The following is a 26611-nucleotide window of genomic DNA, read 5'->3' as shown; positions in this document are numbered from 1 at the left end:
GTCAGTCTCCGGTCGTCCCGCTGTCCAGCGGGCCATAAACACGCTCGTGGCGCCGGCCAAGGCCTGTCAGCAGTTCATAATCAATGGTTCCGGCCGCCGATGCCGCCGCCTGAAGGCTGGCGTTAGGGCCCAGAAGTTCCACATAGGCGCCCCGGCGCAGCTTGTCTGCCGGAACATCGGTGGCATCCACAGCCAGCATGTCCATGGAGATCCGGCCAAACAGAGGCAAGGGGTGCCCATCAACCCAGGCCGATGCGCCTGGTTTTCCGTCTGCACTGCCTGCGCCCCTGAGAAATCCGTCGCCATAGCCGCAGGAAATCATGGCAATGCGGCTGTCACGCTCTGCTGTTCGCGCAAGGCCATAGCCGACGCCTTCACCAGCCGGAACCTTGCGGACCTGCAGCACACGGGCCTCAAGGCGGACCACTGTCTCCAGCTTCATGGGCGGATGGTCGATGATCTGGCCGCCGTAGAGCGCAATACCTGGGCGCACCAGATCGAAATGGAACTCCGGCCCCAGAAACACGCCCGCCGAATTGGCCAGCGAGCGCGGCACGCCGGGGAAATACGCGCTCATCGCCTCGAAGGCGGCAAGTTGCGCCTTGTTCATCGGATGTGCAGGCTCGGCTGCGCAGGCAAGGTGGCTCATCAGCAGGGACGGGGTGAAAGCTTCAAGCAGCAGCTGGTCCGCCGCCAGCCGTTCGCATTCGGGAGCGTTGAGGCCGAGCCGGTTCATGCCGGTGTTGATGTGGATGGCCGCTTCCAGCTTCACCTTGCGCTCACGGCAGAACAGCGCCCATTCCTCGATCTCCGGCAGCGATCCAAGGACTGGCCGAAGCCTTGCCTCGGTCAGAAGGGGAGCAGCACCGGGGAACAGGCCGTTGAGGATGTATATGACGGCACCGGGCGCTGCCTGACGGGCAGTGACGCCTTCCTGCGGCGTTGCCACGAAAAAGGCGGAGCAGCCCGCTTCTGCAAGGTGCTTCACTGTTACGGCAAGGCCGCAGCCATAGGCATCGGCCTTCACGGCGGCAGCACACTGGGTGCCGGGCATGAGCTGGTCCTTCACACGGCGCCAGTTGCGCGCGATGGCGAGCGGATCGATCGTCAGACGGCTGCCGGCCGGGATTACGGTTTGCCCGTGGCTGGAGCTTGTCATGCTCTGCGGGTCCTGTGTCATGAAGCCAAAAGCAAGGCAGAGCCCGCACGCAGAGGCTTCCGTGCGGGCCACCGAATCGGCACCTTGCCCAAATCTTCGGGCATCATAGACTGGTCTGGACGGGTTACTCCATCCGCTCGGGCATATAGTCTTCCTGCGCCAGATCCGAGAAGCGAGTGAACTCGCCCTGGAAGTGCAGCTGGGCCGTGCCGGTGGGGCCGTGACGCTGCTTGGCGATGATGACTTCCGCCTTGCCCTTGACGCGCTCGAACTTGTCCACCCAGGCCTCATATTCGGGCGTGCCTTCCTCAGGCATGGTCTTGGACAGGTAATATTCCTCGCGGAACACAAAGAGCACCACGTCGGCGTCCTGCTCGATGGAGCCCGATTCGCGCAGATCTGACAGCTGCGGGCGCTTGTCTTCGCGCGATTCCACCTGACGGGAGAGCTGTGACAGCGCGATGATGGGAACGTTCAGCTCCTTCGCCAGCGCCTTCAGGCCCGTGGTGATTTCGGTGATTTCCTGCACGCGGTTGCCGCTGTTCTTGGACGAGCCGGAGAGCAGCTGAATATAGTCGACGATGAGCAGGTCGAGGCCGCGCTGGCGCTTGAGGCGGCGGGCGCGGGCCACCAGCGAGGCGATGGAGATGCCACCGGTCTGGTCCACGTAAAGCGGCACGGTCTGCATATGCTGGGCAGCGGCGGCTAGTTTCTCGAAATCGGCCTCGGAAATGTCACCGCGGCGGATTTTCGAGGAGGAAATCTCGGTCTGCTCGGAAATGATACGGGTGGCCAGCTGCTCGGCCGACATTTCCAGCGAGAAGAAGCCGACGACACCGCCATTCACCGTCTTCAGCGAGCCATCCGGCTGCTCTTCGGCCTGATAGGCCTGGGCAACGTTATAAGCGATATTGGTGACGAGCGAGGTCTTGCCCATGGCGGGACGGCCGGCGAGCACAATCAGATCCGAGTGCTGCAGGCCACCCATCAGCCGGTCAAGGTCAGTCAGCCCTGAGGAAATGCCCGACAGGGCGCCTTCGCGGTTATAGGCCGCATGGGCCATATGGATGGTTTCGGTCAGGGCATCGCCGAAGGTGATGAAGCCGCCTTCGCTGCGGCCGGTCTCCGCCAGTTCGAACAGGCGCCGTTCGGCGTCGTCGATCTGCTGGTTGGGCGGCATGTCGATGGGCGCGTCATAGGCGATGTTGACCATGTCCTCGCCAATGCGGATCAGGTTCCGCCGGACAGCGAGGTCATAGATGATGCGGCCATAGTCTTCCGCGTTGATGATCGAGGCGGCGTCGGCGGCAAGGCGCAGCAGATACTGCGTCGCGCTCAGATCAGCGATCTTGATGTCCGCAGGATAGAAGGTCTTGAGCGTGATGGGTGAGGCTGTCTTGCCAGCCCGGATCAGCTGGCCGATCTTCTCGTAAATGTCCTTGTGCGGCGGCAGAAAGAAGTGGTGCGGTTCCAGGAAGTCGGAGACACGGTAATAGGTCTCGTTGTTGACCAGAATCGCTCCCAGCAGCTGGCGCTCAGCCTCCGCGTTATGCGGAGCGACGCGCACGGTCTCGCTCGCCGTTTCGATCTTCTGGATAGTGCCCTTCATGTGGTCCCCCGGTCGCGGTCATATTTCGTTTACCGGGGTTAAGGGCGCAGGAAAAGGCCGCAGTTCAGGGGAGGCAATTATCCTCAGCCCGAGCAAGATCAACGGGGACAAGTCATCTCGCGCCTTGACTGGTGCATGTGGACAAGGGCTGGGGGCGGGTTGTGGATATCCTGCGGACATACCTGCCCGGAACAGCGCTCGTGCGTCTATAAAACAGGCAAAGAAAAAGGCGGCGCCCGGTAGGGCACCGCCTGATCTTGAGCCGGGCAAGCCGGGCCGGAGAGGATTACTCCTCGTCTTCGGCCTCGACTTCGCCTTCTTCGGCTTCGTCTTCTTCGAACTCGAAGCTGTCCTGCTCGCGCTGGCTCAGATCTTCACCGGCTGCCTGGCGCTCGGCTTCGTCAGCGGAACGGGCAACGTTGATGGTGATCGAGACTTCGACTTCCGGGTGCAGGGCGATGGCGACCGTGTGCAGGCCGATCGTCTTGATCGGCTCGGACAGGTGAACCTGGCTGCGGGAAACGCTGAAGCCGCCAGCGGTCGCCACGGAGGCGATGTCGCGGGTGGAGACGGAGCCGTAGAGCTGGCCGGTTTCGGCAGCCGAACGGATCACGATGAAGCTCTGGCCAGCCAGCTTTTCGCCAACGGCCTCGGCATCCTTGCGGCGCTCCAGGTTGCGGGCTTCCAGCTGAGCGCGCTCAGCTTCGAACTTTGCAAGGTTCGCCTTGTTGGCGCGCAGCGCCTTGCCCTGCGGCAGCAGGAAGTTACGGGCGTAACCGTCGCGCACGCGCACCTTGTCGCCCATCTGGCCAAGCTTGGCCACGCGTTCCAGAAGAATGACTTCCATAGGATTTCTCCAGTCGGTCTGTCCCGCCTCTCGGGCGGTTAGAAGCCGGTCTACAAACCCGCCGGCCCCAATCCGGGATGCCGGACCCTCAAGAGTCCGGCGCGGCCCGCAGCATGAAGCCGGCGGGCCGCGTCTTGATCAGATCAGGCGTGAGCCGTGATCTTAGCTGATGACGAAGGGCAGCAGCGACAGGATGCGGGCGCGCTTGATGGCGCGGGCCAGCTCACGCTGCTTCTTCGCGGAGACCGCGGTGATGCGGCTCGGAACGATCTTGCCACGCTCGGAAATGTAGCGCTGCAGCAGACGGATGTCCTTGTAGTCGATGACCGGAGCACCCTCGCCCGAGAACGGGCAGGTCTTGCGGCGGCGGAAGAACGGGCGGCGGGCCGGGATCTGTGCGATTTCAGGCATGTTCAATTACTCCGCATCTGCACGGCGGGGAGCGCGTTCGCTCCGCTCACCACGGGGCTCACGGGCCGGACGGTCGCTGCCGAACTTGTCGTCGCGGCGGCGGCGGTCATCACGGTCGCGCTTCTGCATCATGGCAGACGGCTCGTCATCGTGAGATTCGACCTTGAGCGTCATGAAACGCAGGATGTCTTCGTTGATGCCCATCTGACGCTCCATTTCCGCAACAGCTGCGTGCGGAGCTTCGATGTTCATCAGGGTGTAGTGGGCCTTGCGGTTCTTCTTGACCCGGTAAGCCAGCGCGCGCAGGCCCCAGTTCTCGATCTTGCCGACCTTGCCACCGTTGGCTTCGATCAGACCCTTGTACTGTTCAACGAGTTGCTCGACCTGCTGGGTCGAGATGTCCTGGCGCGCCAGGAACACGTGCTCATAAAGCGGCATGTGTGTCTTGCCTTTCTCTAGCGTCTATCCGGGAAAACCTGGCGCAAAGCCTCAACGTGCCTACGGAAAGGTACGTAAAGTCCTACGAGAGCGGAGACACGGGAAGACGGGAGTTTGACGCCCCTGATGCTTGCGCATCCTTCCGTTCAGCCACCAGCCAAGGTTCCGGATAGTGGCGCTGTATATAGAAGGCGCCCGCAAATGCAAGCGCAGACTGCATCAAATCACAGCCGGCGAATGGAGCGGAGCAGGGTGCCTGTTGGCCTCCCGTCAGCGTTTCAGCCTCATGCTGCGGGCAGTTTCCCACGGACTTTGGCCGCTTTCGCTGCGGTGCAGGGGGCATATGCTCTTGACACAGCCCTGTCTGCCAGACCATAGCGGCGGATCATTTTGCCGCAAGAGGGCGGCCGGAAGATATCGAATGGCAGGTTTCGCCGCCCTGATGTCCGGTCAGTCCCTTGCATCATGAGTTGAGGACAGCCGGCCGCTTGAGAGCCGGTGCCAAGCGACGGAGGCCGCGCGTTATGGGCGTTGCATTCATTTTCCCAGGTCAGGGCAGCCAGGCCGTGGGTATGGGCAAGGAACTGGCGGAAGGCTCCGCCGAGGCACGTGCCGTCTTTGCAGAAGTGGATGAGGCGCTCGGCGAAAAGCTCTCCGAGCTCATGTGGAATGGCCCCGAGGATCAGCTGACCCTCACGGCCAACGCTCAACCCGCGCTGATGGCCGTCAGCCTTGCTGCGCTGCGCGTGATGGAAGCACGCGGCATCGATCTCAAGGCCTCTGCGTCTTATGTCGCTGGTCATTCGCTCGGCGAATATTCTGCCCTTGCGGCTGCCGGGAGCCTGTCCATCGGTGATGCCGCCCGTCTGCTGCGCCTGCGTGGCCAGTCCATGCAGGCCGCCGTGCCGGTGGGTGTTGGTGCTATGGCGGCGCTCCTCGGGCTGGATTTCGACGTTGCCCGTGAAGTTGCGGCGGAAGCCAGCGCTCCGGGTGAGGTCTGCGAAGCTGCAAATGACAATGCGCCGGGGCAGGTTGTGGTCTCCGGCCACAAGGCCGCCGTTGAGCGGGCGCTTGAAATTGCCAAGACCAAGGGCGGGCGCCGCGCTGTGCTGCTGCCGGTGTCCGCGCCCTTCCATTGCTCTTTGATGCAGCCTGCAGCTGACGCCATGGCCGAAGCGCTGGCGGGTGTTACGATCCACGCGCCGAAGGTGCCGCTGGTTGCCAACGTGCTGGCGCGCCCGGTGACGGATCCGGCCGAAATCCGCAACCGTCTCGTAGAGCAGGTCACCGGCACTGTGCGCTGGCGCGAATCCATCGAGTGGCTGGCAGGCGAGGGGATTGACACTTTTGTCGAGATCGGCGCAGGCAAGGTTCTGACCGGCATGATCAAGCGCATTGCCAAGGATGCGGCCGGCCTTGCCGTCAATGCTCCGGGCGATGTGGATGCCGTGCTGGAGCGCCTGAACGGCTGAGGGGCGTTTAATGCTGGTGCCGCGCCTGAGTTAAGGTGCAGCGCCGCTGACGGGAAACTGAAAGGAAACCTAAGATGTTCAGCTTGACCAACAGGACGGCTCTCGTCACCGGAGCCACCGGCGGCATTGGTGAAGCCATTGCCCGTGCGCTGCATGCGCAGGGCGCGACCGTTACGCTGTCCGGTACCCGTGCCGAAAAGCTTGAAGCGCTGGCTGCCGATCTCAAGGAGCGGGTGCACGTTGTCCCCGCCAATCTGTCCGACCGCGCCGCTGTTGAGGCGCTGGTTCCGGCAGCGGAAGCTGCCATGGGCCAGATCGACATCCTGGTGAACAACGCCGGCATCACCCGCGACAACATCTTCATGCGCATGAAGGATGAAGAATGGGATCAGGTGCTGGAAGTGAATCTCACGTCCAACTTCCATATCTGCCGTTCGGCCATCAAGGGCATGATGAAGCGCCGCCACGGCCGCATCATCGGCATTGCCTCCGTGGTCGGCGTCACCGGCAATCCGGGCCAGGCCAACTATGCAGCGGCCAAGGCCGGCATGATCGGCATGTACAAGTCCATCGCCCGCGAGATCGCCAGCCGCAATGTCACGGTCAACACGATCGCGCCCGGTTTCATCGAAACCGCGATGACGGACGTGCTGAACGACAAGCAGAAGGAATCGATTCTCGGTTCCGTTCCGGCTGGCCGTCTGGGCACGGCTGCGGAAATTGCTGGTGCAGCTGTGTATCTTGCCAGCGACGAGGCAGCCTACATGACTGGCCAGACGCTGCATGTGAACGGCGGCATGGCCATGATTTGACTTTGGAATCCGTGTTTTGCGCCATTGGCGGAAAACGCGGGTCCACTCCAGGGGCGGCGGCTGGTCAAGCCTGATAAAGTGTGATACCTAGCCGCCGATTATTCTGGAAAGACTGATGGAATGGCTTGATTTCATAGGCCTTCCGTTGCTCTTGTCCGGGTAGCGCCCGCAAGCAGGCTGTGCAAAGACTGAGGTCCGGTTCATCCTGCAGCGTGTGTCCGGTTCGTAAAAACCACCGAGGTAAATAAAATGAGCGATATCGCGGAACGAGTTAAGAAGATCGTTATCGAGCACCTGGGCGTCGACGCCGAGAAGGTCGTTGTTGGTGCAAGCTTCATCGATGACCTCGGTGCGGACAGCCTCGACACCGTCGAGCTGGTGATGGCTTTCGAAGAAGAATTCGGCGTCGAGATCCCCGACGATGCAGCCGAGACGATCCTGACTGTCGGCGACGCAGTCAGCTTCCTCGAAAAGAACGCCGGTTAATCCCCGGTTATTCGTGACCTGTGGGGGGGAGCGGTGACGCTTCCGCCCGGAACATGTGCGGGCTGATGAGACGAGTAGTTATTACCGGTATGGGCATGGTGACGCCGCATGGTAGCGGCGTTGACGTGACGTGGAAGAAGATCCTCGAGGGCAAGAGTGCTGCGCAGCGCGTCAGCAGCTTCGAAGTCGAGGACCTCGCCTGTAAGATTGCCTGTCAGATCCCGCGCGATCCGTCAGTCGAAGGGGCGTTCAATCCCGACGACTGGATGGACCCGAAGGAGCAGCGCAAGGTTGACGATTTCATCGTCTACGCAATGGCTGCTGCCGATCAGGCGCTCGCCGATGCAAACTGGAAGCCTGTGACGTACGAGGAGCAGATCCGCTCGGGCGTACTCATTGGCTCCGGCATCGGCGGCCTGCAGGGTATCGAGGAAGCAGCCCACGTGCTGCGGGACAAGGGGCCGCGCCGCCTCAGCCCGTTCTTCATTCCCGGCCGCCTGATCAACCTGGCCGGCGGTCAGGTTTCCATCCGCCACGGCCTCAAGGGGCCGAACCATGCCGTTGTGACGGCTTGCTCCACCGGCGCTCACGCCATTGGTGATGCAGCCCGTCTCATCGCGCTTGACGATGCCGACGTTATGGTTGCCGGCGGCACGGAATCTCCCGTCTGCCGTCTCGCGCTGGCCGGCTTTGCCGCCTGCCGCGCCCTGTCGACCATCTATAACGATACGCCTGAAAAGGCCTCGCGTCCCTATGACAAGGACCGTGATGGCTTCGTGATGGGTGAAGGTGCCGGTGTTGTCGTGCTTGAGGAATACGAGCACGCCAAGCGCCGTGGCGCCACCATCTATGCCGAAGTCATCGGTTACGGCCTGTCTGGTGATGCCTATCACATCACGGCGCCGTCGGAAGATGGCGATGGTGCCTACCGCTGCATGAGCGCGGCGCTCAAGCGTGCTGGTATTCAGGTCAGCGACATTGACTACATCAATGCCCATGGCACGTCGACAATGGCCGACACCATTGAGCTTGGTGCGGTCGAGCGGCTCGTTGGCGATGCGGCGGACAAGATCTCCATGTCCTCGACCAAGTCCTCCATCGGCCACCTGCTGGGTGCGGCCGGTGCGGTCGAGGCAATCTTCTCCGTTCTTGCCATCCGCGACAACATTGCGCCGCCGACGATCAATCTCGACAATCCGTCTGTCGAGAGCCGGATCGATCTGGTGCCGCATCAGCCGCGCAAGAAGCAGATCAATGTCGCCCTGTCGAATTCCTTCGGCTTCGGCGGCACCAACGCTTCGCTTATCCTGCGCCGCGTCGAGGGCTGACAGCCCTCCCGTCACGATTTCCTCGTTTCGCCGCATTGACAAGGTTAATCCCTTGAAGCTGCGGCGAAGCCGGGCGGTGTCACAGAACCGGGCCGGAATGCTTCCGGCCAACTGGCCGCAGTTGAACGAGAGGGGAGGGACTGACGGCCGTGCCGTACGGGTCTCCCTCATACCCTTGACAATCTGCTGCGGGCCCTCTTTGCGGGGTGCCGGGGGCGGCAGGATCCGAAGGAGCGAGCGACCATGCGTGTCAAGCCAAAGAGCCCACGCGAGGCCATCCAGCCCGACCGGGCGCCAGAACCGCCCCAGCGGTCGCGCCATGCGCGCAATCCCGTTGTCATCCTGATCAATCTTGTGCTTTCCAGCGCTGTTATCCTGTTTCTTGCCATTGGTGCGGGCATCTACTGGGGCAAGCAGGAATTCGACGCTTCAGGTCCTCTGACCGAGGACAAGACCGTCATCATTTCGTCCGGCCAGGGCCTTGGCGGCATTGCCGACACCCTTGAGCGCAATGGCGTGATCTCGGATGGCCTCGTATTCAATCTGGGTGTGCGGGCCTACAAGAATGCGGCCCGGCTGAAGGCCGGTGAATACGAGTTCAAGGCCGGCTCCAGCATGCGCGACGTTATGACGGACCTGGTGGAAGGCAAGGCGGTGGTCTATTCCGTCACCATCCCCGAAGGCTGGTCGACGGCGCAGGTGATCCGGCGCTTGCGGGAGAACGAGGTTCTCACCGGGGAGATTACGGATATCCCGCCGGAAGGCGCACTGCTGCCTGAGACCTACACCTTCACGCGCGGCGCGTCGCGCCAGCAGATCCTGAACCAGATGCGTGCAGCTCAGACCAAGCTTTTGGCAGAGATCTGGGAGCGCAGGGTTGAGGGGCTGCCCGTGCAGACACCCGAGGAGCTGGTCATTCTGGCTTCGATTGTCGAGAAGGAAACCGCCCGGGCTGATGAGCGCCCGCGCGTTGCCGGTGTCTTCGTCAACCGGCTGAACAAGTCGATGCCGCTGCAGTCTGATCCGACCATTCTCTACGGGCTTTATGGGGGAGAGGCGTGGACCACTGACCGCAGCGCGATCACCCGTGCCGATCTCGACAAGAAGACCGAATACAACACCTATCAGATCCGTGCGCTGCCGCCGGGGCCGATCGGCAATCCGGGCCGTGCGGCCATGGAAGCAGTCTCCAACCCGTCGCGGACGAAGGATCTCTATTTCGTTGCCGATGGTACGGGCGGTCATATCTTTGCCGAGACCTACGAGCAGCATCAGGCCAATGTACGCAAGTGGCGCGAAATTGAGCGCACCCGCCGTACACAGCAGTCTGGTGGCAGCGGCGCTGCCACCAGCGAGGACGCCCCTGAGGCCGCTGCGCAGGAGGGGGCCGCTCCGGCCACACAAAACTGAACCGGCAGGAGACAGACGCCGGGCCAGCACCATGCGCAGGCCCGGCGTCTGTCTCCTGAACCGGTTCCGGGGGGAAGGATCAGGACATGGCTTTGTCCAGCATGACCGGCTTTGCCCGGGTTGAAGGATCTCATGGCGCTGTGCGCTGGCACTGGGAGCTGCGCTCCGTCAATGGCAAGAGCCTTGACCTGCGCTTCCGTCTGCCTCCCGGCATGGAAGACCTGGAAGCGCAGCTGCGCGAGCGCTGCGGCAAGGCGCTTGCCCGCGGCAATGTTTCCATTTCCCTGTCGCTGCAGCGGGATCAGGGCGATGCGGTTCTCACCATCAACGAGGCGGCGCTTGAGGCCGTTCTGCATGCGGTGCAGCTGCTGAAGCGGCGCCTGCCCGAAGCCGTACCGCCGAGCCTTGATGGCATTCTCGCACACAAGGGCGTGCTGGAGTTGCGCGAGCCGGTTGAAGACGAAGAGGCGCGCGCTGCACTTTCTGCCGCGCTGGCCGCTTCCTTCGATAAGGCGCTGAAGGCTCTCATCGGCATGCGCAAGGCGGAAGGCACGGCCATCGGCAGCGTTCTGGAAGGGCAGCTTGCCGCCATTGCTGTAGCGGCTGATGCGGCTGAGCGGCATCCGGCCCGTACGGCAGAGGCGATCCGCGACAGGCTTGCCGCACAGGTGGCGGCTCTGCTGGAGGCTGCGCCCGCGCTCGATCCGCAGCGGCTGCATCAGGAAGCCGTGCTGCTTGCCACCCGCGCCGACATCCGGGAAGAGCTGGACCGGCTGGCCGCCCATGTGGCTGCTGCCCGCAAGCTTCTGGCCGACGGCGGGCCTGTGGGCCGCAAACTCGATTTCCTCGCACAGGAATTTAACCGGGAAGCGAATACGCTCTGCTCCAAGTCCAACGACGTGGCGCTGACGGCCATCGGCCTTGAGCTGAAATCCGTCATCGATCAGATGCGTGAGCAGATCCAGAATCTGGAGTGATCAATGGCAGGCAGCAAGTCCGCCCGTCCCGCCGGGACATCCGTTACCGCCGATGAGGCCGAGGCGCACCGCCGCGGCCTCATGCTCGTTCTGTCTTCGCCTTCGGGCGCGGGCAAATCGACGATTGCCCGCAATCTGCTGGGGCAGGAGACAAGCCTGTCCCTGTCCATTTCGGTGACGACGCGCCCGCGCCGCACCAGCGAGATCGATGGCGTGCACTACCATTTCATTTCCCGTGAAAAGTTCGAGCTGATGCGCGACCGGGAAGAGCTGCTGGAATGGGCCGAAGTGCACGGCAACTACTACGGCACACCGCGCGATCCGGTGGAGCAGGCGCTGCGCAGCGGCCGGGACGTGCTGTTCGACATCGACATCCAGGGCACCTTCCAGCTTTACGAGCGGATGCGTGAGGATGTGGTGTCGATCTTCATTCTGCCGCCCTCCATTGCCGAGATGAAATCCCGCCTGCACCGGCGTGCGGAAGATGCCGATGACGTGATTCTGAGGCGGCTAAAGACTGCCGTTGGCGAGATGCGCCACTGGAGCGAATATGACTATGTGGTCGTCAATGACGACCTCAGCCGCGCTTTTCTGGCGGTGCAGTCCATCCTGCGCGCCGAGCGCCACCGCCGCTCCCGCTCCGCGGCCATCGGGCCCTTCATCGACGGCATGGTGGATGACCTGCGCCGCGAGCTGGGTGAAGCCGGCGTAAGCGATGCCGAAGGCTGATCTCACTTCCTTCATTTGAAACGAAACAGGGCTCCGCATGCGGAGCCCTGTTGGTTTTGCAAGCAATGAAATGACGCTTCTTCCGCGCCGTCCCGGCCTTGTGCCGGGACCTGTCAGCGGCGCAAGGAGCCCGCCCTGCCAGAAGCGTCTTCAACCTGCCACTCTCAGCCTGCCATCTGTGGCAGGCCGATTTCCTGCACCCAGCTGCCGAAATCGCTGCGGGCACGCTGTGTCATGGCGAGCTTGCGGGCCTTGGCCTTTTCCGCTCCGCGCAGGCGCTTGCCGTCTTCACCCTTGTTGGGGGCTTCCACTGGCGGGAACAGGCCGAAATTGACATTCATTGGCTGGAATGAACGCGGTGCGCCTTCTTCCTCATGCACAAGGTGCCCGCCGGTGATATGCGCCAGCAGCGCACCCATCGCCGTGGTGGCAGGCGGTGGCGTCAGGTCACGTCCCTGTGCGGCAGCGGCGGCAAACAGCCCGGCCATGCAGCCGACTGAGGCCGATTCCACATAGCCTTCGCAGCCGGTGATCTGGCCGGCAAAGCGCAGGCGCGGATCGGCCTTCAGCCGCAGCGTGCCGTCCAGCAGCTTCGGCGAATTGAGGAAGGTGTTGCGGTGCAGCCCGCCGAGACGCGCGAAGACGGCGTCTTCCAGCCCCGGGATCATGCGGAAGATCTCGGCCTGTGCGCCATATTTCAGCTTCGTCTGGAAGCCAACCATGTTGTAGAGCGTGCCGAGGGCATTGTCCTGGCGCAGCTGCACCACGCCATAGGCCTTGACGGTCGGGTTATGGGCGTTGGTGAGGCCCATCGGCTTCATCGGCCCGTGGCGCAGGGTTTCGCGGCCGCGCTCCGCCATCACTTCGATGGGCAGGCAGCCGTCGAAATAGGGGGTGTTGGCCTCCCATTCCTTGAATTCTGTCTTCTCGCCCGCGATCAGCGCATCGATGAAGGCCTCGTACTGTGCCTTGTCCAGAGGGCAGTTGATGTAATCCTTGCCCGTGCCGCCCGGGCCCACCTTGTCATAGCGGGACTGGAACCAGGCCACATCCATGTTGATGGAATCAAAATGCACGATCGGCGCGATGGCGTCGAAGAAGGCAAGCGAGTCCTCGCCCGTCCGTGCCAGAATTGCCTCCGACAGGGCCGGAGAAGTGAGGGGCCCGGTGGCAATGATCACATTATCCCAGTCCTCCGGCGGCAGGCTGGTCAGTTCGCCGCGCTCGATGGTGATCAGCGGATGAGAGGTGAGCATCTGCGTCACCGCTTCGGAAAAGCCGTCCCGGTCCACCGCCAACGCGCTGCCGGCGGGCACCTGATGGGCGTCGGCCGCCTGCATGATCAGCGAGCCAGCCTGGCGCAGCTCCCAGTGCAGCAATCCGACGGCGTTGTAGTCCGCATCATCGGAGCGGAAGGAGTTGGAACAGACCAGCTCGGCCAGCCCGTCCGTCTTGTGCGCATCCGTTGCCCGCACCGGGCGCATTTCGTGGAGAATGACCGGAACACCGGCGCGGGCGATTTGCCAGCTTGCTTCCGAACCGGCGAGACCGCCGCCGATCACATGAATGGGTTTCGTCACGTGGCTCTGCCTGTGCTTGTGCTGAAAAGGATTGGACCGGACATATGGCCCGGCTGCCGGTCTTGCGGCGCCAGTCCGCGCTGCGGTCCTGCATCTCAAGCCCCTGATACCCGCATGACAGGGGCGATGCAACGGAAAGCCGCCACTAAACCTGAGCCGGTAAGGTCTGCCGTATGGCTGGAGGGGAGTGTTTGACGTAGGCTGGGCGGAGAGCAGTTTGTCGATGGACGCGGACGGGCGTCGCTCCGGCTGAGAAGGAAGGCGGCACATGCGCACCAAGGCAACACGACTGCACGCAGGCAAGACAGGGATCGCCCTTCAGATACTGCTTGTGGCTGCAATGCTTGCAGGCTGCGCAGTGCAAGCGGAACTTGGGCCGGATACCTGGTACCGCGACCGCAATGCGCTGCTGCCCCGGGAGGACAGACTCTACATCTGTCACGGCTTCGGCTGCACCTACAAGACACCGGTGGATTTCTCCAGGGCGGACAGGCGGAAGCTCGCACTGATTCTCGCCTCTGGCAAGAAGTCGCCGGCCGCAGAGCGCAAGGCCGTGGCGAAGGCGGTGCAGTGGCAGGAGGCGCGCGTAACGGCAGCGCTTGGAACCGCGCCGGATATTGGCGGCCTCGACATGCGCAATGCCAGTGTACCGGGACAGATGGATTGTATCGACGAGGCCAGCAACACCACCAGCCTGCTTCTCTATGCAGAACGTGAGGGTTTGTTGCGCCATCACCGTGTTGCATCGCCTGTAGCGCGCGGCTTTCTGCTCGATGGACGCTATCCGCATGCCACGGCGGTTCTGCGGGAGCGTGCGCGCGGCCAGGCCTATGCGATCGACAGCTGGGTGCTTGCCAGCGCAGAGCCGCCTGTAGTGCAGCCGCTCGAGAGCTGGTTTGCTGCGGCAGGCGCTTGGTGATTGAGTTTTCAAGGGGAACTTAAAACGAGAAAAGCGCTCGCCGATGGGAGGAGGAGTTCGGCGAGCGCTCTTTCCAGAGCCGGTTCGGGAGGAGGAGAACCGGCTTGTTCCGGACCGCAGGTGGGAGGAGGAGTCCTTTGGTCCGGGAGAACTGAGGCACCGCTTGGCGCCCCGTTGTTGAGTATCTTGTACCGCGGGTCTGGCGGTACCGCCATGCACAATTCTGCATGGCTGGCCTGCCTATGCTGCAGAGCAGCGAAAGCAGGCTGGGGCTGCGTCTTAGCGCATGGCCCCACGGGCGACGGCGGCGATATCCGCGCGGGAGATGCCGATGTCGCTCAGCTCACGCGAGGACATGCGGGCAAGCTCTTCATAAGTCGCGCGGTACTTCTTCCAGGAGCGATACTTGGAGACGATGTCGTGCAGCATGATTTTATCCGTTCTTTGCTTTGTTCTTGAAGCTGTGGCAGCGCGCTTGTTGGCGTTGCATCTTGTGACGCTTATCTAGGCCTGTTCGCAGGTTTCAGCTATGGGGGCTGCTACATGCCTGCCCTGCAGGCAATGCAATGCATGATTAATGTGCATCTGCACAGGTGAAGGGCATGTGGCCGGATTGTGGCAGATCCGGAGCAAGGCTGGCCGCGGCAGGGTGGGGAGCGGCTCTGTACCTGCTGTAGAGTTGGTTTTCTGGAAGTGAGCGTTGTGCGCGGAGAGCAGGGGCGATCGGACAGCAAAAAGGCCGCCGGCAAATCTGCGGCAGCCTGACACGTGGTCTAGCGGTTTGATTAGAAAGGACTATTAAACTTCAGACAAACGAACGCCCGCCAGTGGGAGGAGGTACTGGCGGGCGCTGTTTCAGCTGGCAGGGTTTGGGAGGAGAAGAACCCCGCCGGCACACAGTCACAAGGCTTGGGAGGAGGAGAGCCCGTGACCGCGATCTCGATTACATGCTGGCGCGGCGTGCGATGAAACGGATATCGCCGCGGCCAATGCCCAGGTCGCTGAGTTCGCGATTGGACAGACGGGACAGCTCGCCCACCGTGCGGCGGTAGTTGACCCAGGAATTGTACTTGCGAACAACAGTGTCGATCATTTTCGTGTTCCTTGAACCATCCGGAGCGTCAGCTGTCGGCCCGCAGCCTGTTTGGCTATTGTGCGGTGCAGCGCCGTTCCGATGTCCAAGAGATAGTTCGTTTTCGCATTTGCGAGAAGTGGAAGTTTGGCATGTCAGTCATGCGAATTATGCAAGGCGGAAAAACAAACGATGATGGGCGGACATCAGGCACCCTGATAGGCATTTAAACCGATCAAAATGCGGAAATTTGCGCTGCAACACGAGATGCACTTGAAGTTTCTGGTTGTATCTTGGTCTCTCACTGTCGAAAAGATTGTGCTGCAATGCAGCGATAGCCGGATTCGTGGCTGCCGCATGCGCCGGGCACATGGCGCAAGCCACAAGCCACAAGCCACTGTGAAGAGGTTGTCGGAAGGAACCTTGCTTTGCCTTGCCCGGGATCAAGGTTGTTGAGGGACAGGACACCTTTGCTCCAGGAAGAGACTGCTGCATGAATGCCGCATGTGGCCTTTCAGACAGGAGGCCGAGGAGAAATGCGCCTGCGTTGTCTCCTGCGCGCTCAGCTTGAAGGCGCGTTCCGGGGCCTCCGTAGCGGCAGATTGCCTCTCCTGCTTGGCTGAAGGTGTCCATGACCGGAGGGCGCGCAGGCGCCGCCATCCAGTTTCAAAGGCTGCAGCAGATCGGGAAGCTTTCTGCATTTACAAGATTCGCCCGCCAGAAATCCGCCAAAGATCTCCAGGCATACCGGGCCGTCCAGTCCTGTCAGGCCGCCGCTTCGCCCCGGAAACCAGAGTTATGTTTGCGGCGAGGTGCTTAAATCTGCCGGAAAACGGGGCTCTGTAAGCCGTAAACGTCGTTTGTGCGGTTCTTGCGGCTGAACCGGAGCGCTTCTGAGGCGAGTTATCTGCAGGGCTCCGCGTTTTTGCTCCCGGCGCTGTGCAGAAGATCTATTGCTCTGTCTCCCGTCCGTTCCGGGGAGGGGCCTCCAGTCAGAGGCCCCGTCTTCTGCGTCATTCGGCTGCGGCTGTCCGCTTCTGCGGGCGGCGTTCCAGCAGTTCCTTGAGGAACTGCCCGGTATGGCTTGCGGGATTTGCGGCCACATCCTCCGGACGGCCTTCGGCTACCACCGTGCCGCCGCCATCGCCGCCTTCAGGCCCGAAGTCGATCAGCCAGTCCGCCGTCTTGATGACCTCGAGATTATGCTCGATCACCAGCACAGAGTTGCCTTGTTCGACCAGTTCGTGAAGCACTTCCAGCAGCTTGGCCACATCATGGAAATGCAGGCCGGTTGTGGGCTCATCCAGAATATAGAGAGTGCGGCCGGTGGAGCGGCGCGACAGTTCCTTGGCCAGTTTCACACGCTGTGCCTCACCGCCGGAGAGCGTTGTCGCCTGCTGGCCGACCTTGATATAGCCAAGGCCCACTCGTGCCAGGGTTTCCATCTTTTCCCGCACCGCCGGAACGGCCGAGAAGAAGCCTGCAGCCTCCTCAACGGTCATGTCGAGCACGTCGGCAATCGACTTGCCCTTGAACTGCACTTCAAGCGTTTCGCGGTTGTAGCGCTGGCCCTTGCAGACATCGCAGGTGACATAGATGTCGGGCAGGAAGTGCATCTCGATCTTGATGACGCCATCGCCCTGGCAGGCTTCGCAGCGGCCGCCCTTGACATTGAAGGAGAAGCGGCCAGGCTGATAGCCGCGCGCCTTGGCCTCCGGCATGCTGGCAAACCATTCACGAATCGGCGTGAAGGCCCCCGTGTAGGTCGCAGGATTCGAGCGCGGTGTCCGGCCGATAGGCGACTGATCGATGTCGATCACCTTGTCGAGATGCTCCAGTCCCTCGATCCGGTCATGCGGGGCTGGATTCTCCCGCGCGCCGTTGAGGCGCCGTGCGGCCGAGCGGAACAGAGTGTCAATGAGGAAGGTTGACTTGCCGCCGCCCGAAACACCGGTGATGCAGGTGAAGGTGCCAAGCGGAATCTCTGCCGTGACATTCTTCAGATTGTTGCCGCGTGCGCCAATAACCTTGATCTGGCGCTTCTTGTTGATCTTGCGCCGTTCTGCGGGCAAGGCGATGCCGCGTGCGCCGCTCAGATACTGCCCGGTAAGCGAATTCGGGTCCGCCATGATCTGCGCTGGCGTGCCTTTCGCAACGATCTGGCCGCCGTGGACACCCGCGCCCGGCCCCACATCCACTACATAGTCAGCCGTCAGCACCGCATCCTCGTCATGCTCCACGACGATCACGGTGTTGCCGAGGTCGCGCAGGTGACGCAGTGTATCGAGCAGCCTTGCATTGTCGCGCTGATGCAGGCCGATCGACGGCTCGTCCAGAACATAAAGAACGCCCGTCAGACCGGAGCCGATCTGTGAGGCGAGACGGATCCGCTGGCTCTCGCCGCCCGACAGCGTGCCGGAGTTGCGTGACAGTGACAGGTACTCGAGCCCCACATCATTGAGGAATTTGAGCCGCTCTCGGATTTCCTTGAGAATTCTTGCGGCAATTTCCTGCTGCTTGCCGTTCAGCGACTCATCCAGCCCGTTGAACCAGGCCCCGGCATCGCGGATCGACATGTCCGCGGCATGGCCGATGTGCTTGCCGCCAATCTTGACGGCGAGCGCTTCAGGCTTCAGGCGGTACCCGTTACAGGCAGGGCAGGGGTGATTGGACTGGAAACGCTCCAGCTCTTCACGGACCCAGGCCGAATCCGTTTCGCGCCAGCGCCGCTCGATATTGCCCAGAACGCCTTCGAAGGTCTTCTTTGCGCGGTAGCTGCGCACACCGTCGTCGTAGACAAACTCAAGCTCGGTCTTGCCGGTGCCATACAGCACCGCATGGCGCACGTCATCGGGCAGTTCGCGCCAGGGCGTTGCCATGGATACCTTGAAGTGCCGGCAGATGGCTTCCAGCGTCTGGGCATAATAGGGCGACGTCGAACCGGTCTTGGCCCAGGGCAGCACCGCGCCCTCGCGCAGCGACAGGCTCTGATCGGGTACCACCAGGTCCGCTTCGAAGGCCAGCGTCGTGCCGAGACCATCACAGGACGGGCAGGCGCCGAAGGGATTGTTGAAGGAAAAGAGCCGGGGTTCGATCTCGGGGATGGTGAAGCCGGACACCGGGCAGGCGAATTTCTCCGAAAAGATGATCCGCTCATGGGTTTCATTGCGGTTCTGCAACACCGCATCCTTGCCGGTGGCGATTTCCAGCGGCTTGTCCGCAAATTCGGCAATGGCAATGCCATCGGCCAGCTTCAGCGCCGTTTCGAAGGAATCGGCTAGACGGCCAGCAATGTCTTCGCGCACGACGATGCGGTCCACCACCACGTCAATGTCATGCTTGAACTTCTTGTCGAGGGCTGGCGCCTCGGAAATCTCATGAAACTCGCCGTTGATCTTGACCCGCTGGAAGCCTTTCTTCATCAGCTCGGCCAGTTCCTTGCGGTATTCGCCCTTGCGGCCGCGCACCACCGGAGCCAGCAGGTAAAGCCGCGTGCCTTCCTCCAGCGACATGACCCTGTCGACCATCTGGCTCACGGTCTGGCTCTCGATCGGCAAGCCCGTTGCCGGCGAGTAGGGCGTTCCCACGCGCGCAAACAGCAAGCGCATGTAGTCATAGATCTCGGTGACCGTGCCCACCGTCGAGCGCGGGTTGCGCGAGGTGGTTTTCTGTTCGATCGAGATGGCGGGAGACAGGCCGTCGATCTGATCCACATCCGGCTTCTGCATCATCTCCAGAAACTGGCGGGCATAGGCCGAAAGGCTCTCCACGTAGCGCCGCTGGCCTTCCGCATAGATGGTATCGAATGCGAGCGATGACTTGCCCGAACCGGACAGCCCCGTCATCACGATCAGCTTGTCGCGCGGCAGATCCAGATCAACGTTCTTGAGATTGTGCTCGCGCGCGCCGCGAATGGAAATCATCTTGTCACGGCTGAGGCCCGTCAGGGCAGATCCCTGATCCTTGCTCTGTGGTTCGGCGGCGGCATCCTTGGCCATCGGTATCGTCCTGAACTTGCCCGGCGCGGGCATGAAAACTGGCGCCAGTTATAAGCGCCGCACAGCGGGCCTCAACCGGCAAAATGCTGTGCGGGTAAGAATGTCCTGACCCGTTCCGGTCAGGCACGGTTGAATGCTCTTGAGAGATCAGGCTGAAGAGAGCCTGTATGGCAGTAATTGCTTACGTATGGCCGGCGGGAATGGATCCGTCTTCCCGGACTGTTCCGTTCGTCTCATCTGCGGTCCTTCCTTCGCATCCCCCGCGGCAAGCTTTCAAAGTCTAAGACCTGCCCTACGTTCCACGCGGTGCTTACGGATCACATTTTGGATAGGAACATAACAGGAACAAGCGGCTGTGGCAAGCCGTATCTCTTTTGAAGAGGGCTGTTGCAGATCCGGCTGGGCTCAGCTGGGTTTTTGCGGATATGCGAGAAAATGCGCCTTGACGGCGTGAACAAAAAATGAACATTCTGCTCCCGCAGTTGTAAGGCGGCGGCCAGTTTGTGGACAACGCCGGGAGGCCGGGCAGAATGGTTCGCATGAGGGGCGGAGAGGCGTTAGGGTCGCCCGATCAACCGGTTTCTGCTGCCGTCCAGAAGGGCGCCTGATCTGGCTTTTGGGCCGGAAGGGTGTGTCTCCAGGCTGTTCTTGTGAACAGGGGGCAGGCGCAGGGGCGGCAGCCTCCGGCTGCACGTATGCCGGGCCGGACGACAGACAACAGACAAAGCAGGAGCCACTGGTATGGCGGGTAGCGTGAACAAGGTCATTCTGGTTGGCAATCTGGGGGCGGATCCCGAGATCCGCCGCACGCAGGATGGCCGTCCCATCGCCAATTTGCGCATTGCCACCTCCGAGACATGGCGGGACCGCGGGTCGGGCGAGCGGCGCGAGCGCACCGAATGGCACAGGGTGGTGATCTTCAATGAAGGCCTTTGCAAGATTGCCGAGCAGTACCTGCGCAAGGGCGCGAAGGTTTACATCGAGGGCCAGCTGCAGACCCGCAAGTGGCAGGATCAGAGCGGGCAGGAGCGCTTCTCGACCGAAGTGGTGCTGCAGGGCTTCAACTCTGCTTTGACCATGCTGGACGGACGTGGCGAAGGCGGCGGTGGCGGCGGTGGCGGCGCACTGCCGGATTACGGCTCAGGCGGCGGCTATGAGGGCGGCTCCGGCGGTGGCGGCGGCTATGGCGGTGGTTCCGGCGGCGGCGGTTACGGTGGCGGCTCCAGTGGCGGCGGCGGTTATGGCGGTGGCTCTGGCGGCTCTGGTGGTGCAGGCGGCGGCTATGGCGGCGGCATGGACGACGAGATCCCGTTCTGACGTCTTGGCTCCGGCAGCCGGATGATGAGGCCGCGTCATGAGGGCTCTTGCAAAACTGTGCAGGGGCAACTCCTGCGGCCTGTGCTTCAAACTGCCGTGAGTTCTGATTTTGTTAACCATCTGGTTTCTGCTGGCAGCGTAGACTTGCAGTCTGCCAGCGGGACTGTCCGCAGGGCCTGACTGTTCGAAACCTGGGCTCACTTTGCCGGTCCATCGCTGCTGTGACACCGGTCACAGCAGCAAGATCTCGAACCTGCGAGGCTTTGCTGACTGCCCCGGCATCATTGAGCGGATTGGCCCCGGGGGCGAGTGGCCGGTCCTCATTCGATTTCGAGCTTGAGGCCTTTTGAGACCATGCGTCATACGCTGCAGCCCGCACGTTTCCTCTCCACGCTTCTGGCAAGCGCTGCCGTCGCTTCCCTGACGCTGACCGCCAGCGTTCAGCCTGCGGATGCTTTTCTGGACCGGATTTTCGGCGGGCGTCCCGTGGAAGAGCCGCAGCCGGTTCAGCCAGCACCGGCGCCCGTGCTGGACAAGGCCGTGATCGCTGCCAACAAGGTCTCTGCGCCGAAGTATTACACCTACAAAGCGGATCAGCTGGCGGCCTTCTCTTTGAAGGCGCTTGCGGTGCCCCCTGAGCCCGCAGCTGTTCAATCTTCCGCAAACGCAGCTTCTGAGGGAACGGGCGCTGCTCAGACAGCACCCGGTCAGGCGGGTACACCTCAGACTGCGGCTGACCGGACCGGAACCATTGCACCGCCGGCCGTGGATCCGGCTCTGCAGGCCTTTGACGCGGCACGCCCGGCCTTTGCCGCGCTCAGTTTCAAGGCCTTGCCGGAAGTGGCCAAGGCGGTCGAGGCGTTCTATGCGCAGGAGCCGCGTTTCATCTGGGTTGAGAATGGCGCGCCCGGTTCCCGGTTTGCTGCGCTGAAGGCAGAACTGGAGCGGGCAGGGGATTTCGGGCTGGATCCGGCCGATTACCGGGTCGAGGCGCCTGCGCTCACCGGCCTTGAGCCAGCGGCCCGTGATGCGGCGCTGGTGGATTTTGAGGTCAAGGCGTCCATCGCGGCGCTGACCTATGTGCTGGATGCGCGCCGTGGCCGGGTCGATCCGAACCGTATTTCCGGCTATCACGACCTGCCGCGCCACAAGGTGGACCTGACGGCCGAGGCGAAAGGGCTGGCGGCTGCTGGCGATGCGGGGCAGTATCTGCGCTCGCGCCAGCTGGCATCGCCCCAGTTCACTGCGCTGGTGGAAGAGCTGGCGCGGCTGAAGCGCGAGACCTCCGACACCCCGCAGGTGGTGATCGCGCCGGGCACGCTGCTTAAAGCCGGCAAGTCCAGCCCCGAGGTGAAGAATGTAGTCGCCGCCATCCGCCTGCGCGGCTCGGCGGCGCTGCTGGAGGCGCATAAGCCGCTGCTCGATACCTATATGGGCGAGGAGCTTTACAGCGACGCCATCGCGGATCTGGTCAAGGCCTATCAGGCCGAGGCTGGCCTTCATGCCGATGGCATTGTGGGGGCTGGCACTATTCAGGCGCTGACCGGCGAGAGCAACGCCTCGAAGATTGCCAAGGTGGAACTGGCGCTGGAGCGGCTGCGCTGGCTGCCTGAAGATCTGGGCGAGCGCCGCGTCTTCATCAACCAGCCGGCCTTCACGGTGGCCTATTTCGAGCCGGGCAAGGCCCCGCTGGAAATGCGCGTGGTCATCGGCAAGAAGTCGAACCAGACCAGCTTCTTCTACGACACCATCGAGACGGTGGAATACAATCCCTATTGGGGCGTCCCTTATTCGATCATCGTCAATGAGAAGCTGTCGAAGCTGGCGCAGGATCCGGCCTGGCTCGACAAGGCGGGTTATGAGGTGACAACCGCTTCCGGCAAGCCGGTTTCCTCGGCCAGTGTCGACTGGCATGCGGTTGCGACCGGCAAGATGGCAGTCAACGTGCGCCAGCGCCCGGGCGATGACAACGCGCTTGGCGAGCTGAAGATCCTCTTCCCCAACAAGCACGCCATCTACATGCATGACACGCCCTCCCGCTCGCTATTCAAGAAGGACATGCGCGCCTTCAGCCACGGCTGCGTGCGCCTTGCTGACCCGCGCGCCATGGCTGCCGCCGTGCTGGGCACCACCGAGGCGCATGTGGCCAGCCGCATCGCCACGGGCAAGAACAACTCGGAAGATGTGGGCGGCAACATCCCGGTCTATGTCGCCTATTTCACCGCCTGGCCGCAGACGGATGGCAGCATCGGCTATTTCGGCGATGTCTATGACCGCGACGCCTACCTGCAGAAAGCCCTCGAGGCCACCCGCAAGGCGCGGGGAACGGCGGAAAGCTGAGGTCTGAACGCATAAACCTGATGAAGGCGGCCCAACCGGGGCCGCCTTTTTTCTTGCGGGGCAGGGAAGGGGCGCAATTTGCCTAATGGACAGCGTCCATGCGACCCCCAGGTGCCGTATCCGGGAGCGTTTGAGCCGCTGGCTTAGCGGGCCTTGGGCAGAGGTCCGCCGTGCGGTGCGAGAATGGTGTCCGCAAGGGTGGCACTCATAGCCATTCTTTCCATGCAATGCCGCAAGTGTTCAGGGTCGCGGATCAATTCGACGGCCTGCGCATAGGCTTGCCCGGCCGTGTCGCCGTAGGCCTCGCGGGCGCGTGTCCATGCCGCAGCCGGAATCTCGCCCCAGCTGGATATCATCATCGAAAGGTCAATGATGTCCCGGCTGAGTACGGCCCTGTCTGCCCAGCGGTCGGCATTGGCCAGCAGTTTCTCCAGATACAAGTCGGTGCGGGCAAGAACCGGCACTCTCAGGTCCGGATCGAAAGCACCGTTCAGGGTGACACGCGCTTCCCGGATGATCTCGAACTTTATCTGCGCGCCGCCGCATTCAAATGCTGTGCGGATGCCATATTGATCCGTCTTCACGTCCCGCAGGGGGGTAATCTCAGCCTCCGGCCGGATCAGACCCGCAAGCCCTGCGCCAAAGACGGCTTGCCGGATCAGGCGGTAACCTTCCTGCGAGGCGCAGAGAAAATCGATGTCAACGCTTTCCCGGTACTCGTCGAGTTGCAGCACGATTGCGGTGCCGCCGCCAAAAAAGCATTGCGCACGGTGCATCAGTTCGCCGTTCAGCCCATGCAGGGCAGTCAGAATGGCCTGATGGTGCGGGCGCTTGAAGAGCCTTGCCATGCCAGCCTCAGGCAGCCAGCATGATGCCGTTGCCATAGCGTGCCGTCAGCAGCGCAATCAGGCTGCGTTCGCCGTCCTCGAGAGCTTCCGTATCGACAAAACGCCAGTTGCGCTCGTAAAGATCAAAAGCCTCCTGTCCGTCCAGCACCGGATTTCCGGGACGGCTCCAGCAGAGCAGCCTGAGCTGCGGATAGTGGCTTGTCTCAATCTTCATGTCTGCCTCGCAGCGTCAAATATAGAGCTCTTTCCCGGAAATATCCAGTGTGGGGCATTTGTTCAGCCGGACCGGCGGCGTGCTTCGCCCATATGAGCCCTGCCGGCGCTGCCGCCTCCGTTCCATGCCCCGGCTCGCTGTCATTCCACCGCTGCGGACACCTCCCGCTGCGCCGTCCCGGCCCGGAAGACTGGAGCATACGCCGGGGCCAGTCTTGGTTCTCACCCCCTCTCAACGCGTCATCCCGGCCCCCGAGCCGGGATCGGAGAGCCGGGCTGCTGATGGAGCGTGACGGGGGGGCGGCTCACCGGTCCCGGATCTCCGCTGCGCTTCGTCCGGATTGATGGGGGGGTGGGTGGGAGGAGGAGGAGGGAGCTGTCGGGGGGGCATATTCCGGACAGTTCTCCGCCAATTGCGTCCCTGACAGATTCCGGCACAGGACCGGGACGTCGCGGAGTGTAGGGGAACTACGGAAAGCTGAGATTTGAAAGCTGAAACCTCATGAAGTCGGCCCAACCGGGGCCGCCTCTTTTTTGTGGGGCAGGGAAGGGGCGCTGCAGGAGTGTTCTGCGTGAACCACCCGTCCGTGGTGCTGCGCCACCGCCCTCCATTTCATCGGTCTATCAGGACAACAACAATGCCGGAAACGAACGCGAAACTGGATAGAGCTTAGGGTTAAGGTTATCCAGAATGGCGTCTTTACTGGAAGCGTTCGAAGAGCGTCCCCAACCGGTCAGGGGAAACATCTTTTACCTGTGCTCCTTGGCGCTCTGGCCATCTCCCGCCGACGTGCGAAGGACCATTTTGCCCAAGAACTTCGAAAACGAAAATAGTTTTGTCGAAGTATTGGACACACTTTAGGTGGGAGTTGATATAGGAGCGTAGGGGCTCCGAAAGCTCGGACCTGATAATCCGATCTGTTATTTCTTGGAACATCTGGTCCAAATTTTTGCCGGAGTGCTGTGCCTCGTGCTCAACACCAGTCACATAGAAGCCACCATACGTCAGCGGATGAACCCCGAACACATCCTGAACCCTCGCTGCCGTAGCGGCATTCTCAGCAATGCCCACAAGGATATACCCTTTATGTCCTTTACCAATATTTGCGATTGCAGCACAGGTTTCGATGATCTTGGCGAAGGAACCATCGTCGAACAGGGGGTGGGCACCAAGTGTATAAAAACCCTGTTTAAAATCGTAGGCGGCCTGCTCCGTCTTTGAGTTTGTTAGAAGATTTTGGAGCTTGGTTACCCAGTGAACTTTTGCTGGATCTGGATTCTTATCGTCTTCGAAATAGCCTTGTATCCAGCCGACTACGGAATTGACCGTCTTGCCACGATTTTCAGCACCCCATCTGCCACCATCTTGGATATTAATGCTTTTACCGCAGGCGGTAAGGCAGTCTATAAGGCCACTTCTGTCTGAAACGACCATGCTGCGCCTTACGATCAAATCGTAGAACGCGAGAAACACAGCTTGGAAATAGCGTGGTACTGGATTGCCGCCGTTCCCATTCGGAAAGATCAGGCCTGTGAATGTGGTTCGCGCTTGGTCAAGCAGCAAGATGAGAGCGTCATGTACACGCTGATAGTCGAGATCAACAAGTTCTGAGCCTCGTTTCCTAATAGCTTGATCGATGGCATCAAACCGGGCCTTGCTTGCCGCAGTCAACGGGAATGTCGCGCCATAGTAGTCATCTAACAACTCTGTCCGGGATGGCACTGGTTCGTCCGAGACCATGTATGCAACTAGATCAGCCACCATCTCTTCGTCGCGGCTCTGCCGAAGTTGGTCCTTCGTTAGAATCCCATTCATGACCCAGAACACTTCGTCGGCGCTGATGCCATAATCAAGTTCGCGATTGGTTATGCTAATCTTGCGCATCTCTGCGAGTTGCAGCAGGTCCGAGTTTGAAGTGTCGCCCCGGACACGGGCTGAAATTTTGCGCACGCAGTCAGCAAAAGCGTCAGTAGCACCTGCCGCACGAAGCTCTTGCCGAGAGAGTTGACGACCACCGGAATTGATGCGCCGGAAAACCTCTTCAACGGATTCTCCACGTGCGGCCTCGTAAATCGAGAGCGGGACCGGGTAGGAAGCAATCGCGAGGCATTTCTCGCGATCAAGAATAGGCATTTTCTGTTGGAGCACGCCGCGATCAAGGAGATCTTTCGTCGTTGCGAATGTATTGAGATCAAAATACCCGCCGTCGATCTCATAGTCATTCCCAATAAAGGAGGTAATAGCGTTCATCCGTTGCATCCCGTCGATAATTTCGAGGGTGCCGTCGTTCCGTCCAAGTGGTTCCGCGAGTAGAATGATTGGAACTGGGAAGCCCTGGATGATGGAATCGATGAAGCTTTGCTTTTCCTCGATCGTCCAAATGAGCTTTCGCTGATAACGCCGGTTCACGACATACCTGCCGTCGCGATAGTTGATGAATACCCGTTCTACCTGTTCGCCGCGAACGACAAGTTCCTGCTGTGCTCCCGCCAATTTCTTTCGTCCTTAACTGCTTTTCGTGGGCCTCAAGATATGAGGCATGAGCAAAGATTCCAACGCTTTTGTGGGGGCGCTTTTCCCTTGGTACAAGATCTCTTCTGATATTCGCTGCTCGCAATCTGCTTGCCCGTAAGGGGCCGTGAGCG

At 61.5% G+C, this 26611-nt stretch carries 22 protein-coding genes; 10 read left to right on the top strand and 12 right to left on the bottom strand.

Features of this window, described 5'->3' with window-relative positions; genetic code table 11:
• Position 1 precedes the first annotated feature (1 nt).
• From alr to rpsF, 5 genes are all read right to left on the bottom strand, one after another.
• The gene (alr, locus tag V6L75_RS01950; RefSeq protein WP_334249843.1) at positions 2-1159 is read right to left on the bottom strand and encodes an alanine racemase; all 1158 of its coding nucleotides are present in this window, start codon (positions 1157-1159) and stop codon (positions 2-4) included.
• Positions 1160-1283: 124 nt separating this feature from the next.
• Positions 1284-2768, bottom strand: a complete 1485-nt coding sequence (locus V6L75_RS01945) for a replicative DNA helicase (protein WP_334249842.1) — start codon at positions 2766-2768, stop codon at positions 1284-1286.
• A 286-nt stretch (positions 2769-3054) separates the two neighbouring features.
• Entirely contained in the window at positions 3055-3615 is a 561-nt protein-coding gene (rplI, locus tag V6L75_RS01940; RefSeq protein ID WP_334249841.1) for a 50S ribosomal protein L9, read from the bottom strand.
• A gap of 162 nt (positions 3616-3777) precedes the next feature.
• Positions 3778-4026: a 30S ribosomal protein S18 gene (gene rpsR / locus V6L75_RS01935; RefSeq protein ID WP_019966101.1), complete on the bottom strand. Its 249-nt coding sequence runs from the start codon at positions 4024-4026 to the stop codon at positions 3778-3780.
• 6 nt (positions 4027-4032) lie between these two features.
• Positions 4033-4464 carry a 30S ribosomal protein S6 gene (rpsF, locus tag V6L75_RS01930; RefSeq protein WP_334249840.1) on the bottom strand — a complete coding sequence of 144 codons (432 nt, stop codon included), beginning with the start codon at positions 4462-4464 and terminating at the stop codon, positions 4033-4035.
• A gap of 524 nt (positions 4465-4988) precedes the next feature.
• Here rpsF and fabD point away from each other — a divergent pair.
• The 7 genes from fabD (at position 4989) to gmk (ending at position 11678) form a co-directional block, all read left to right on the top strand.
• The gene (gene fabD / locus V6L75_RS01925) at positions 4989-5936 is read left to right on the top strand and encodes an ACP S-malonyltransferase (RefSeq protein WP_334249839.1); all 948 of its coding nucleotides are present in this window, start codon (positions 4989-4991) and stop codon (positions 5934-5936) included.
• A gap of 74 nt (positions 5937-6010) precedes the next feature.
• Entirely contained in the window at positions 6011-6748 is a 738-nt protein-coding gene (fabG, locus tag V6L75_RS01920) for a 3-oxoacyl-[acyl-carrier-protein] reductase (RefSeq protein ID WP_058899881.1), read from the top strand.
• Positions 6749-6997: 249 nt separating this feature from the next.
• Entirely contained in the window at positions 6998-7234 is a 237-nt protein-coding gene (locus V6L75_RS01915) for an acyl carrier protein (protein WP_019966097.1), read from the top strand.
• Between the two features lie 65 nt (positions 7235-7299).
• A complete protein-coding gene (fabF, locus tag V6L75_RS01910) occupies positions 7300-8562 on the top strand; it encodes a beta-ketoacyl-ACP synthase II (protein ID WP_334249838.1) in 1263 nt (420 codons plus the stop codon).
• A gap of 243 nt (positions 8563-8805) precedes the next feature.
• A complete protein-coding gene (gene mltG, locus V6L75_RS01905; protein ID WP_334249837.1) occupies positions 8806-9972 on the top strand; it encodes an endolytic transglycosylase MltG in 1167 nt (388 codons plus the stop codon).
• Between the two features lie 86 nt (positions 9973-10058).
• Positions 10059-10949: a YicC/YloC family endoribonuclease gene (locus V6L75_RS01900; RefSeq protein ID WP_334249836.1), complete on the top strand. Its 891-nt coding sequence runs from the start codon at positions 10059-10061 to the stop codon at positions 10947-10949.
• A gap of 3 nt (positions 10950-10952) precedes the next feature.
• A complete protein-coding gene (gmk, locus tag V6L75_RS01895; protein ID WP_082440050.1) occupies positions 10953-11678 on the top strand; it encodes a guanylate kinase in 726 nt (241 codons plus the stop codon).
• Between the two features lie 164 nt (positions 11679-11842).
• On the opposite strand, the gene trmFO is transcribed toward gmk, so the two are convergent.
• Entirely contained in the window at positions 11843-13258 is a 1416-nt protein-coding gene (gene trmFO, locus V6L75_RS01890; protein ID WP_334249835.1) for a methylenetetrahydrofolate--tRNA-(uracil(54)-C(5))-methyltransferase (FADH(2)-oxidizing) TrmFO, read from the bottom strand.
• 268 nt (positions 13259-13526) lie between these two features.
• On the opposite strand from trmFO, the gene V6L75_RS01885 reads away from it, so the two are divergent.
• Positions 13527-14177 (top strand): hypothetical protein, encoded by a 651-nt coding sequence (locus tag V6L75_RS01885; protein WP_334249834.1) that lies wholly within the window; start codon positions 13527-13529, stop codon positions 14175-14177.
• Positions 14178-14456: 279 nt separating this feature from the next.
• Here V6L75_RS01885 and V6L75_RS01880 read toward each other — a convergent pair whose 3' ends face one another.
• The 3 genes from V6L75_RS01880 to uvrA form a co-directional block, all read right to left on the bottom strand.
• Positions 14457-14606, bottom strand: a complete 150-nt coding sequence (locus V6L75_RS01880) for a DUF1127 domain-containing protein (protein WP_334249833.1) — start codon at positions 14604-14606, stop codon at positions 14457-14459.
• A gap of 514 nt (positions 14607-15120) precedes the next feature.
• Complete coding sequence (locus V6L75_RS01875) at positions 15121-15270, bottom strand: DUF1127 domain-containing protein (protein WP_334249832.1); 150 nt, start codon at positions 15268-15270, stop codon at positions 15121-15123.
• 992 nt (positions 15271-16262) lie between these two features.
• Positions 16263-19247 carry an excinuclease ABC subunit UvrA gene (gene uvrA / locus V6L75_RS01870; protein ID WP_425498644.1) on the bottom strand — a complete coding sequence of 995 codons (2985 nt, stop codon included), beginning with the start codon at positions 19245-19247 and terminating at the stop codon, positions 16263-16265.
• A 741-nt stretch (positions 19248-19988) separates the two neighbouring features.
• On the opposite strand from uvrA, the gene V6L75_RS01865 reads away from it, so the two are divergent.
• On the top strand, positions 19989-20564 hold the full coding sequence (locus V6L75_RS01865; protein ID WP_334249831.1) for a single-stranded DNA-binding protein: 576 nt from the start codon (positions 19989-19991) through the stop codon (positions 20562-20564).
• 354 nt (positions 20565-20918) lie between these two features.
• Positions 20919-22904: a L,D-transpeptidase family protein gene (locus V6L75_RS01860; protein ID WP_334249830.1), complete on the top strand. Its 1986-nt coding sequence runs from the start codon at positions 20919-20921 to the stop codon at positions 22902-22904.
• A 143-nt stretch (positions 22905-23047) separates the two neighbouring features.
• Here the strand turns inward: V6L75_RS01860 and V6L75_RS01855 are convergent, their stop codons facing one another.
• The 3 genes from V6L75_RS01855 to V6L75_RS01845 all read right to left on the bottom strand — a co-directional run bounded on the left by V6L75_RS01855 (position 23048) and on the right by V6L75_RS01845 (position 26459).
• Positions 23048-23752: a nucleotidyl transferase AbiEii/AbiGii toxin family protein gene (locus V6L75_RS01855; protein WP_334249829.1), complete on the bottom strand. Its 705-nt coding sequence runs from the start codon at positions 23750-23752 to the stop codon at positions 23048-23050.
• 7 nt (positions 23753-23759) lie between these two features.
• Complete coding sequence (locus V6L75_RS01850; RefSeq protein ID WP_055455395.1) at positions 23760-23966, bottom strand: hypothetical protein; 207 nt, start codon at positions 23964-23966, stop codon at positions 23760-23762.
• Positions 23967-24665: 699 nt separating this feature from the next.
• A complete protein-coding gene (locus V6L75_RS01845) occupies positions 24666-26459 on the bottom strand; it encodes a DUF262 domain-containing protein (protein ID WP_334249828.1) in 1794 nt (597 codons plus the stop codon).
• Positions 26460-26611 lie beyond the last annotated feature (152 nt).

The organism is Pannonibacter anstelovis (assembly GCF_036881715.1).
Classification (GTDB): Bacteria; Pseudomonadota; Alphaproteobacteria; order Rhizobiales; family Stappiaceae; genus Pannonibacter; species Pannonibacter anstelovis.
Note: the sequence above shows the minus strand (reverse complement) of the source record. Positions and strands in the feature narration are given on the sequence as shown.